The 12169-nt window shown below is 35.9% G+C and carries 12 protein-coding genes; all 12 read left to right on the forward strand.

Annotated features, from left to right (window positions below):
- The 12 genes from dnaA to hpt all read left to right on the forward strand — a co-directional run bounded on the left by dnaA (window position 1) and on the right by hpt (window position 12157).
- Entirely contained in the window at window positions 1–1362 is a 1362-nt protein-coding gene (gene dnaA / locus DG474_RS00005) for a chromosomal replication initiator protein DnaA (protein ID WP_000660630.1), read from the forward strand.
- Between the two features lie 158 nt (window positions 1363–1520).
- Entirely contained in the window at window positions 1521–2657 is a 1137-nt protein-coding gene (gene dnaN, locus DG474_RS00010; RefSeq protein WP_255778225.1) for a DNA polymerase III subunit beta, read from the forward strand.
- Window positions 2658–2721: 64 nt separating this feature from the next.
- On the forward strand, window positions 2722–2916 hold the full coding sequence (locus DG474_RS00015; RefSeq protein ID WP_255778226.1) for a DUF951 domain-containing protein: 195 nt from the start codon (window positions 2722–2724) through the stop codon (window positions 2914–2916).
- An 84-nt stretch (window positions 2917–3000) separates the two neighbouring features.
- The gene (gene ychF, locus DG474_RS00020) at window positions 3001–4116 is read left to right on the forward strand and encodes a redox-regulated ATPase YchF (RefSeq protein WP_001218703.1); all 1116 of its coding nucleotides are present in this window, start codon (window positions 3001–3003) and stop codon (window positions 4114–4116) included.
- 73 nt (window positions 4117–4189) lie between these two features.
- Window positions 4190–4759 (forward strand): aminoacyl-tRNA hydrolase, encoded by a 570-nt coding sequence (pth, locus tag DG474_RS00025; RefSeq protein WP_255778228.1) that lies wholly within the window; start codon window positions 4190–4192, stop codon window positions 4757–4759.
- Window positions 4760–8263, forward strand: a complete 3504-nt coding sequence (mfd, locus tag DG474_RS00030; protein WP_255778229.1) for a transcription-repair coupling factor — start codon at window positions 4760–4762, stop codon at window positions 8261–8263.
- A 57-nt stretch (window positions 8264–8320) separates the two neighbouring features.
- Window positions 8321–8587: an RNA-binding S4 domain-containing protein gene (locus tag DG474_RS00035; protein ID WP_001234975.1), complete on the forward strand. Its 267-nt coding sequence runs from the start codon at window positions 8321–8323 to the stop codon at window positions 8585–8587.
- Window positions 8580–8948, forward strand: a complete 369-nt coding sequence (locus DG474_RS00040) for a septum formation initiator family protein (RefSeq protein ID WP_255778230.1) — start codon at window positions 8580–8582, stop codon at window positions 8946–8948. The genes DG474_RS00035 and DG474_RS00040 overlap by 8 nt, the downstream gene beginning before the upstream one ends.
- A 4-nt stretch (window positions 8949–8952) precedes the next feature.
- Complete coding sequence (locus DG474_RS00045) at window positions 8953–9075, forward strand: SP_0009 family protein (RefSeq protein WP_000429344.1); 123 nt, start codon at window positions 8953–8955, stop codon at window positions 9073–9075.
- A complete protein-coding gene (locus tag DG474_RS00050; RefSeq protein WP_070569610.1) occupies window positions 9068–10336 on the forward strand; it encodes a serine hydrolase in 1269 nt (422 codons plus the stop codon). Before DG474_RS00045 ends, DG474_RS00050 begins: the two co-directional genes overlap by 8 nt.
- Window positions 10333–11610 carry a tRNA lysidine(34) synthetase TilS gene (tilS, locus tag DG474_RS00055; protein WP_255778232.1) on the forward strand — a complete coding sequence of 426 codons (1278 nt, stop codon included), beginning with the start codon at window positions 10333–10335 and terminating at the stop codon, window positions 11608–11610. The genes DG474_RS00050 and tilS overlap by 4 nt, the downstream gene beginning before the upstream one ends.
- A gap of 4 nt (window positions 11611–11614) precedes the next feature.
- Complete coding sequence (hpt, locus tag DG474_RS00060) at window positions 11615–12157, forward strand: hypoxanthine phosphoribosyltransferase (protein ID WP_000889402.1); 543 nt, start codon at window positions 11615–11617, stop codon at window positions 12155–12157.
- The last annotated feature ends 12 nt before the right edge of the window (window positions 12158–12169 follow it).

Below are 12169 nucleotides of genomic sequence, written 5' to 3' on the forward strand. Positions count from 1 at the left end.
TTGAAAGAAAAACAATTTTGGAATCGTATTTTAGAATTTGCTCAAGAAAGATTGACTCGATCTATGTATGATTTCTATGCTACACCTGCTGAACTCATCAAAGTAGAAGAAAACACAGCTACTATATTTCTACCGAGATCAGAGATGGAAATGGTGTGGGAAAAGCAATTAAAAGATATTATTGTTGCTGCTGGTTTTGAAATTTATGATTCTGAAATCAAACCTCACTATATTTTCACTAAACCTCAGAGTACAGAATCTCCTCAAGTAAATGATACGAATAGTGTCTCTACTTACGATTATACGCCTGCACTACCAACGATTCCCTATTCTGAAACAGGATTAAAAGAAAAATATACCTTTGATAACTTTATTCAAGGTGATGGGAATGTTTGGGCGGTGTCTGCTGCACTAGCTGTATCTGAAGATTTAGCTCTGACCTATAATCCTCTTTTCATCTATGGAGGACCTGGTCTTGGAAAGACTCATTTGCTCAATGCGATTGGAAATGAGATTTTGAAAAATATTCCTGATGCGCGTGTCAAATACATTCCTGCCGAAAGCTTTATCAATGACTTTCTTGAACACTTGCGACTTGGGGAAATGGAAAAGTTCAAAAAGACTTACCGTAGTCTTGATCTCTTGTTGATCGATGATATCCAATCTCTCAGTGGCAAAAAAGTCGCGACCCAGGAAGAATTTTTCAATACCTTCAATGCTCTTCATGATAAACAGAAACAGATTGTTCTAACCAGTGATCGAAGTCCTAAACACCTAGAAGGACTTGAAGAGAGACTTGTCACGCGCTTTAGCTGGGGATTGACGCAAAATATCACTCCTCCTGACTTTGAGACACGTATCGCCATTCTTCAAAGTAAAACAGAGCATTTGGATTACCATTTCCAAAGTGATACTCTGGAATACTTGGCTGGCCAATTTGATTCAAATGTTCGAGAATTGGAAGGAGCAATCAACGATATCACTTTAATTGCCAGAGTGAAGAAGATTAAGGATATTACTATTGATATTGCTGCGGAAGCTATTAGAGCACGTAAGCAAGACGCCCGCCAGATACTTGTTATTCCAATTGAGAAAATTCAAACTGAAGTTGGTAATTTTTATGGAGTGAGTGTCAAAGAAATGAAGGGTACGAGACGAGTTCAAAACATCGTTTTAGCACGTCAAGTTGCCATGTACCTAGCTAGAGAACTGACAGATAATAGTCTTCCAAAAATCGGAAAAGAATTTGGCGGAAAGGATCACACCACCGTTATTCATGCCCATGCTAAAATTAAATCATTGATTGACGAAGACGATAATTTACGTTTAGAAATAGAAGCAATCAAAAAGAAAATTAAGTAGGTTGTGGATAACTTTTCCTTTCTTATCTTTTTTATCCACATTTTTTAAACAAGCTTATAAGCTTAAGTTTACTAAATAGCACCCAGTTTTCCACAGAATTCACAGACTCTATTATTACTATTAACTTTCTAATACTAAAAATAAATAAAGGAGAATCCATGATTCATTTTTCAATCAATAAAAATTTATTTCTACAGGCCTTAAATACTACAAAACGAGCAATAAGCTCTAAAAATGCTATTCCAATTTTATCAACAATCAAAATTGACGTTACCAATGAAGGAATTACTTTAATTGGATCAAACGGTCAAATTTCTATTGAAAATTTCATTTCTCAAAAGAATGAAGATGCTGGTCTCTTGATAACTTCTTTGGGTTCGATTCTTCTAGAAGCTTCTTTCTTTATCAATGTTGTATCTAGTCTTCCAGATGTAACGCTTGATTTCAAAGAGATTGAACAAAAACAAATTGTCTTAACCAGTGGCAAATCAGAAATTACCCTAAAAGGAAAAGATAGCGAACAATACCCACGAATCCAAGAAATTTCAGCAAGCACACCTTTGGTTCTTGAAACCAAACTACTTAAGAAAATTATCAATGAAACAGCTTTTGCTGCAAGTACGCAAGAAAGTCGTCCAATTTTGACTGGTGTCCATTTTGTTTTGAGCCAACACAAGGAACTAAAAACAGTTGCGACAGACTCACACCGCCTTAGCCAGAAGAAATTGACTCTTGAAAAAAATGGTGATGATTTCGATGTAGTAATTCCTAGTCGCTCTCTACGTGAATTTTCAGCTGTATTTACGGATGATATTGAAACAGTGGAGATTTTCTTTGCCAATAATCAAATCCTCTTTAGAAGCGAAAATATTAGTTTCTATACTCGTCTCCTAGAAGGTAATTATCCTGATACAGATCGCTTGATTCCAACAGACTTTAACACTACAATTACTTTTGATGTGGTTAATTTGCGTCAATCTATGGAGCGTGCACGTCTCTTATCAAGTGCGACTCAAAATGGTACTGTGAAGCTTGAAATTAAAGGTGGTGTTGTTAGCGCCCACGTTCATTCTCCTGAAGTTGGTAAAGTAAACGAAGAAATCGATACTGAGCAGGTGACTGGTGATGATTTGACTATTAGTTTTAACCCAACTTACTTGATTGATTCCCTCAAGGCTTTAAATAGCGAAAAGGTAACTATTAGCTTTATCTCAGCTGTTCGTCCATTTACTCTTGTGCCAGCAGATACTGACGAAAATTTCATGCAGCTCATTACACCAGTTCGTACAAATTAAGTGAAAGAGGTTGAGCCTGGCTCGCCTCTTTTATGATATAATCGAAAAAGAAAAGGAGAGTAGTATGTATCAAGTTGGAAATTTTGTTGAAATGAAAAAACCACATGCTTGCACCATCAAGTCAACAGGTAAAAAGGCCAATCGTTGGGAAATTACACGTGTAGGGGCAGATATCAAACTCAAATGTAGCAATTGTGATCACGTTGTTATGATGAGTCGCTATGATTTTGAACGAAAAATGAATAAGATTATTGACTAAGAACCCTTAGTTAGAGGGTTAGCAAGTTTTCCCTTTTTGTGTTATAATGTTAGGGATTGAAATGAGAACGGAGAATGAGAAACTATGGCTTTAACAGCAGGTATCGTTGGTTTGCCAAACGTTGGTAAATCAACCCTTTTTAATGCAATTACAAAAGCAGGAGCAGAGGCGGCAAACTACCCATTTGCGACTATTGATCCAAACGTTGGGATGGTGGAAGTTCCAGATGAACGTCTACAAAAACTAACGGAAATGATTACCCCTAAAAAGACAGTCCCAACAACCTTTGAATTTACAGATATTGCAGGGATTGTAAAAGGAGCATCAAAAGGAGAAGGTCTAGGTAATAAATTCTTGGCCAATATCCGTGAGGTAGATGCGATTGTTCACGTAGTTCGTGCTTTTGATGATGAAAATGTGATGCGCGAACAAGGACGTGAAGACGCCTTTGTGGATCCACTTGCAGATATTGATACCATTAACCTGGAGTTGATTCTTGCGGACTTAGAATCAGTTAATAAACGCTATGCGCGTGTAGAAAAGATGGCACGTACGCAAAAAGATAAAGAATCAGTAGCAGAGTTTAATGTTCTTCAAAAGATTAAACCAGTCCTTGAAGATGGAAAATCAGCTCGTACCATTGAATTCACAGATGAGGAACAAAAGGTTGTCAAAGGTCTCTTCCTTTTGACCACTAAACCAGTTCTTTATGTTGCTAATGTGGATGAGGATGTAGTTTCAGATCCAGATTCTATCGAATATGTGAAGCAAATTCGTGAATTCGCAGCGACAGAAAATGCAGAGGTAGTAGTTATTTCTGCGCGTGCTGAGGAAGAAATTTCTGAGTTAGATGATGAAGATAAGCAAGAGTTTCTTGAAGCACTTGGCTTGACAGAATCAGGTGTTGACAAGTTGACTCGTGCAGCCTATCACTTGCTTGGGCTTGGAACTTACTTCACAGCTGGTGAAAAAGAAGTCCGTGCTTGGACCTTTAAGCGAGGGATGAAAGCTCCTCAAGTAGCTGGTATTATCCACTCAGACTTTGAAAAAGGCTTTATTCGTGCAGTAACAATGTCATATGAGGATCTAGTGAAATATGGATCTGAAAAGGCTGTAAAAGAAGCTGGACGCTTGCGTGAAGAAGGAAAAGAATATATCGTTCAAGATGGCGATATCATGGAATTCCGCTTTAACGTTTAATAACATTTAATAAATAGTGTCAATTAGGTTGGAAAAAAATTCCAACCCTTTTGGCTTTTGAAAGGAAAAATAAATGACTAAATTACTTGTTGGATTAGGAAATCCAGGGGATAAATATTTTGAAACCAAGCACAACGTTGGATTTATGTTGATTGACCAATTGGCCAAAAAACAAAATGTTACCTTTACACATGACAAGATATTTCAAGCTGACCTAGCATCTTTTTTCTTCAATGGAGAAAAAATTTATCTGGTCAAACCAACAACATTTATGAATGAAAGTGGAAAAGCGGTTCATGCTTTATTGACTTACTATGGTTTGGATATTGATGATTTACTCGTTATTTACGACGACCTTGACATGGAAGTCGGAAAAATTCGTTTAAGAGCAAAGGGCTCAGCAGGTGGTCATAATGGGATCAAATCTATTATTCAACATATAGGGACTGAGGTATTTAACCGTGTTAAAATAGGTATTGGAAGACCTAAAAAAGGCATGTCGGTTGTTCATCATGTTTTAAGTAAGTTTGATCAGGATGACTATGTGGGTATTTTACATTCTATTGACAAGGTTGACGATGCTGTAAACTACTATTTACAAGAGAAAAACTTTGAGAAAACAATGCAGAGGTATAATGGATAAATGGTGACTTTATTAGGTTTATTCTCAGAAAATGACCAGATAAAAAAATGGCATCAAAATCTTATAAATAAGAAAAGACAACTAATACTTGGTTTATCAACGTCTACCAAGGCTCTTGCAATTGCAAGCAGTCTAGAAAAAGAAAATAAGATTGTGTTACTGACTTCAACTTATGGAGAAGCAGAACGAATTATCAGTGATCTTCTTTCTCTCTTAGGAGAGGAAGTTGTCTATCCTTTTTTGGTAGATGACTCTCCTATGGTAGAGTTTTTGATGTCTTCGCAAGAAAAAATCATTTCGCGGGTTGATGCCTTGCGTTTTTTGAGTGATCCGTCTAAGAAAGGGATTTTAGTTTGTAATATCGCAGCGAGTCGGTTGATCTTACCCTCTCCGACTAGATTTAAAGAAAGTATTATAAGGATTGCGGTTGGTGAAGAATATGACCAACACGAGCTACTTCACAAATTAAAGGAAATTGGATATCGAAAAGTTACTCAAGTACAGACACAAGGTGAGTTTAGTATTCGAGGAGATATTTTAGATATTTTTGAGATGTCTCAGTTAGAACCTTTCCGAATTGAGTTTTTTGGTGATGAAGTAGATGGTATTCGTACTTTTGAAGTCGAAACACAATTATCGAAAGAAAATCAGACAAACCTCACTATCTTTCCAGCTAGCGACATACTTTTGAGAGAAAAAGATTATCAACGAGGACAGTCAGCTTTAGAAAAGCAAATTTCGAAGACTCTATCACCGATTTTGAAATCCTATCTAGAAGAAATTTTGTCAAGTTTTCATCAAAAACAAGTACATTCAGATAGTCGAAAGTTTTTGTCTTTATGTTATGAAAAAACATGGACTATATTTGATTATACTGAAAAAAATACACCAGTATTCTTTGATGATTATCAAAAATTGATGAATCAGTATGAAGTATTTGAAAGAGAATTAGCACAATACTTTACAGAAGATTTACAGAATAGTAAATCATTTTCTGAGATGCAGTATTTTGCAGATACAGAGCAAACCTATAAAAAACAAAGTCCAGTTACCTTTTTCTCCAATCTTCAAAAGGGTTTAGGAAATCTCAAGTTTGATCACATTTATCAATTTAATCAATACCCCATGCAAGAGTTTTTCAATCAGTTTTCTTTTCTTAAAGAAGAAATTGAGCGATACAAAAAAATGGACTACACCATTGTTTTGCAGTCTAGCAATTCAATGGGCAGTAAAACATTGGAAGATGTTTTAGAGGAATACCAGATCAAATTGGATTCCAAAGATAAGTCAAGTATCTGTAAAGAATCTGTAAACTTGATTGAGGGTAATCTAAGACATGGTTTTCATTTTGTAGATGAAAAAATTCTCTTGATTACTGAACATGAGATTTTTCAAAAGAAATTAAAACGTCGGTTTCGAAGACAACATGCTTCAAACGCAGAGCGATTAAAAGATTATAATGAACTTGAAAAAGGTGACTACGTTGTTCACCATATTCATGGAATTGGTCAATATTTAGGAATCGAAACAATTGAAATCAAAGGGATTCACCGTGATTATGTCAGTGTACAGTATCAAAATGGTGACCAAATCTCCATCCCAGTAGAGCAGATTCAGTTACTGTCTAAATATGTTTCAAGTGATGGGAAAGCGCCAAAACTTAATAAATTAAATGATGGTCATTTCAAAAAGGCCAAGCAAAAAGTTAAGAAACAAGTAGAGGATATAGCTGACGATTTAATCAAGCTTTATTCTGAGCGTAGTCAGTTGAAGGGGTTTGCTTTCTCAGCTGATGATGATGAGCAACATGCTTTTGATGATGCTTTCCCTTATGTTGAAACGGATGATCAACTTCGTAGTATTGAGGAAATCAAGAGAGATATGCAGGATTCTCACCCCATGGATCGACTTTTGGTTGGAGATGTTGGTTTTGGGAAGACTGAAGTAGCAATGCGTGCTGCTTTTAAGGCAGTCAATGATCACAAACAGGTGGTCGTTCTAGTTCCAACGACGGTTTTAGCGCAACAGCACTATACGAATTTTAAGGAACGATTCCAAAATTTTGCTGTTAATATTGATGTGTTGAGTCGCTTTAGAAGTAAAAAAGAGCAGGCAGAAACACTTGAAAAACTAAAGAATGGTCAAGTCGATATTTTGATTGGAACGCATCGTGTTTTGTCAAAAGATGTTGTGTTTTCAGATTTGGGCTTGATGATTATTGATGAGGAACAACGATTCGGTGTTAAGCATAAGGAAACTTTGAAAGAACTAAAAAAACAAGTAGATGTTCTAACCTTGACAGCAACGCCGATTCCTCGTACTCTTCATATGTCTATGCTAGGAATCAGAGATTTGTCTGTTATTGAAACTCCTCCAACCAATCGCTATCCTGTTCAAACCTATGTTTTGGAAAAGAATGATAGTGTGATTCGTGATGCTGTCTTGCGCGAAATGGAGCGTGGAGGTCAAGTTTACTATCTTTACAATAAAGTTGACACAATTGACCAGAAGGTTTCGGAATTACAGGAGTTGATTCCAGAGGCTTCGATTGGGTATGTTCATGGACAAATGAGTGAAATTCAGTTAGAAAATACTCTACTGGACTTTATTGAAGGACAATATGATATTTTGGTGACAACTACTATTATTGAGACAGGGGTAGATATTCCAAATGCCAATACCTTATTTATTGAAAATGCAGATCATATGGGCTTGTCAACCTTGTATCAATTAAGAGGAAGAGTTGGTCGTAGCAATCGCATTGCCTATGCCTATCTCATGTATCGTCCAGAAAAATCAATCAGTGAAGTTTCTGAGAAGAGATTAGAAGCTATTAAGGGATTTACAGAATTGGGCTCAGGATTTAAGATTGCGATGCGAGATCTTTCGATTCGCGGAGCAGGAAATCTCCTAGGAAAGTCCCAGTCTGGTTTCATTGATTCTGTTGGTTTTGAATTGTATTCACAGTTATTAGAGGAAGCTATTGCTAAACGGAACGGTAATGGGAATAAAAGAATCAAAGGAAATGCTGAGTTGATTTTACAAATTGATGCTTATCTTCCTGATACTTATATTTCTGACCAACGACATAAGATTGAAATTTACAAGAAAATTCGTCAAATTGACAATCGTGTCAACTATGAAGAACTACAAGAAGAATTGATGGATCGATTTGGAGAATACCCAGATGTAGTAGCCTACCTTTTAGAGATTGGTTTGGTTAAGTCATATTTGGACAAGGTCTTTGTAGAACGTGTGGAAAGAAAAGATAACAAGATTACAGTTCAATTTGAAAAAGTCACTCAACGACTATTCTTGGCTCAAGATTATTTTAAAGCCTTATCTGCAACGAACTTAAAAGCAGCTATAGCTGAGAATAAGGGATTAATGGAAGTTGTATTTGATGTCCGAAACAAGAAGGATTATGAAATTTTAGAAGGTTTGCTGATTTTTGGAGAAAGTTTATTAGAGATAAAAGAATCAAAGGAAGCAAATCCCATTTAACATTTTTCTTCTATAAAAAGGATAAAAATGGTACAATAATAATTTGAGGTAATAAAAATGAGATTAGACAAGTATTTAAAAGTATCACGAATTATTAAGCGCCGTACAGTCGCAAAAGAAGTAGCAGATAAAGGTAGAATCAAGGTAAATGGAATTTTGGCCAAAAGTTCAACGGATTTGAAAGTTGATGACCAAGTTGAAATTCGCTTTGGAAATAAGTTGTTGCTTGTTAAAGTACTAGAAATGAAAGATAGTACAAAAAAAGAAGATGCAGCAGGCATGTATGAAATTCTCAGTGAAACACGGGTAGAAGAAAATGTCTAAAAATATTGTACAGATGAATAATTCTTTTATTCAAAATGAACATCAACGTCGTCGTTACCTGATGAAGGAGAGACAAAAACGAAATCGTTTTATGGGTTGGGTCCTTATTTTGATGATCTTGTTGTTTATTTTACCAACTTATAACTTGGCCCAAAGCTATGATCAGTTACTGCAACGACGTCAGCAATTAACAGAGTTGAAAGAGAAGTACCAAACTCTTAGTGATGAAAAGGATAAGGAATCCGCCTTTGCTGCAAAGTTGAAAGATGAAGACTATGTAGCAAAGTATGCACGCGCCAAGTACTATTACTCAAAGAAACGAGAAGCAATTTACACAATTCCTGATTTGCTTCCGAGGTAATGTCATGGAAAATTTATTGGAAGTTGTTGAGCAATTTCTAAGTTTATCAGATGAAAAATTAGAGGAATTGGCAACTAAAAACCATTTATTACGATTACAAGAAGAAAGGGAAGAGAAGAATGCGTAAGTTCTTAGTAGTTTTATTGCTACCTGCTTTTATCATAACCTCAAGAGTAGTTAGCACAGAAAAACAGCTTCCTTACTCTTCACAAGAAATTTATTATCTAACCGAGTCTGATTATGGATTCTACTATAAAGAAACTCTGGAATCCCCAATGGTATATGGAGAAACAGCTGTCTATGCTAATGAGGATCTTGTCAAGGAGTCTGGTAAATTGACTCCTGGAACCACCTTTAAAATAGTAGAATGGCGTTTGAATAGACAAGGTGTTCCTGTTTTTAAATTAGATAATCACCAGTTTATCCTTGCAGATAAGCGGTTGGTCTATGATCAAAGTCAAGTTCAAACTCAAAATAGACAAGTATGGTTGGAGCAGGGGTTTGTTATCTATAACAGTCCCTATGATGCGAAAGAAATTTCTTCAACCCTCTCTCCCTATCAACGCGTAACGGTGGATAGAGCTCTCTTTGCTGAGGGACAAGAATTTCTTCATATCAATCAAGTTGGGTGGGTATCAAAAGAGTTCACCTCAGAAGAAGACAATCGCATCCAGAAGGTTCAAGAAGTTTTATCAAACAACTATCAGAATGAAAATTATTCTATTTATGTTAAACAACTGAGTACAGGTAAAGAGGCTGGGGTGAATGAAGACAGCAAACTTTATGCAGCTAGCATCTTGAAACTAGCCTACCTTTATTACGCTCAAGATAAGATAAATCAAGGGGAATATACGCTAGACAGTAGCTTCAAGTATATCCCAGAAGTAAATAGTTTCCCTGGGTCCTATAAACCAGAAGGTAGTGGTAGCTTACCTAAAAAAGAAGATAACAAAGAATACAGTCTTCAACAGTTAATTACCAAGGTAACAAAAGAGTCTGATAATGTTGCTCATAATATTTTAGGTTATTACGTGACCAATCAATCTGACGGGGCTTTTAAAGAAAAAATGTCCACCATTATGGGCGAAGATTGGGATGTGAATGATAAACTGACTTCTTCAAAAATGGCTGGAAAAGTCATGGAAGCTATTTATAATCAGAATGGTTTTGTCCTAGAGTCTCTAGGTAAGACTGATTTTGACAACCAAAGAATCGCAAAAGGTGTTTCGGTTAAGGTAGCTCATAAAATTGGAGATGCCGATGAGTTTAAACATGACACTGCCATTGTTTATACGGATTCTCCTTTCGTTCTTTCCATTTTCACCAAAAATTCTGATTATGATACTATTGCTAAGATAGCCAAGGATGTCTATGAGGTTCTAAAATGAGGGACCAGGATTTTTTAAATCATTTTCTCCGAAAAGAGTATTTCAAAAAACATTCTAAAGTCGTATTAGCTTTGTCTGGCGGACTGGACTCAATGTTTTTATTCCAGCTATTGTCTACTTATCAAAATGAGTTAGAAATTGAGTTGATTTTAGCACATGTCAATCACAAGCAGAGAAGGGAATCTGACTGGGAGGAAAATGAACTAAGGAAGTTAGCTGATGCAGCTGAACTTCCTATTTATATCACAAGCTTCTTAGGAGACTTTTCAGAAGCGCGTGCTCGAGAGTTTCGTTATGATTTTTTTAGGAAAATCATGAAAGAGATTGGAGCGACTGCCTTGGTTACTGCCCACCATGCAGATGATCAAGTTGAAACGATTTTGATGCGCTTGATTCGAGGAAGTCGGCTCCGTTATTTAACAGGAATAAAAGAAAGTCAAGTAGTTGATGGAATTGAAATCATTCGTCCCTTGTTGCCTTTTCATAAAAAGGATTTTCCACCAATTGTTCATTTTGAAGATCAAACAAATCAGGAAAATACCTATTTTCGCAATCGCATTCGAAATAGGTATTTACCAGAGCTTGAAAAAGAAAATCCTCGTCTTAAATCCGCCCTTTTAGATTTAGGAAGGGAAATTTCAGATTACCAAGCAACAATAACGGAGCTTTCGAAACAAATTGATGTGGAAGATTTGAATGAGCTATTTTCATACTCTCAACAAACTCAAGGAATCTTGCTCCAAAACTATCTTAATCAATTTCCAGACTTAAATCTGACGAAGGCTCAGTTTGATGAAGTTCGACAGATTTTAACAACGAAAAGCCAGTATCGTCATTCTCTTAAAAATGGCTACGAATTGATAAAAGAGTATCAGAATTTTCGAGTTTGTAAAATCAGTCCTCAGGCCGATGAAAAGGAAGATGAACTTGTGTTACACTATCAAAATCAAGTTCGATATAAGGGATATTTATTTTCCTTTGGCATCCCTATTGAAGGGGATTTTGTTCAAAAAGTAACGGTTTCACGGGAAACATCTGTACATATTAGATGTCGAAAACCTGGCGACGTTATTACCCTAAATGGTCATCGAAAGAAACTGAGACGCTTATTTATAGATTTGAAAATCCCTATTGAAAAACGAAAAACAACCCCTATTATTGAGCAATTTGGAGAAATTGTCTCAATTTTAGGAATTGCGACCAGTGATTTGAGTAAAAACACGAAAAATGATATAATGAACACTGTGATTTATATAGAAAAAATAGATAGGTAAAAAGATGTTAGAACACGATATTAAAAAAATCCTCGTTTCACATGATGAAATTACAGAAGCAGCTAAAAAGCTAGGTGCGCAACTAACAAAAGAATATGAGGGGAAAAATCCAATTCTTATTGGAATTTTGAAAGGATCGATTCCTTTTATGGCTGAATTGGTCAAACATATTGATACGCATATCGAGATGGACTTCATGATGGTATCTAGTTACCATGGTGGAACAGCAAGTAGTGGTGTCATCAATATCAAGCAAGACGTGACTCAAGATATCAAAGGAAGACATGTTTTATTTGTAGAGGATATCATCGATACAGGTCAAACTTTGAAGAATTTGAGAGATATGTTTATTGCAAGAGAAGCAGCTTCTGTTAAAATCGCGACTTTGTTGGACAAACCAGAGGGACGTGTTGTTGAAATTGAAGCGGATTATACTTGTTTTACTATTCCAAATGAGTTTGTAGTAGGTTATGGTTTGGACTATAAAGAAAATTATCGTAACCTTCCTTATGTCGGAGTATTGAAAGAAGAAGTTTATTCAAATTAGAAAGATTTATCT

The organism is Streptococcus oralis (genome assembly GCF_024399415.1).
Lineage (GTDB): Bacteria > Bacillota > Bacilli > Lactobacillales > Streptococcaceae > Streptococcus > Streptococcus oralis_CS.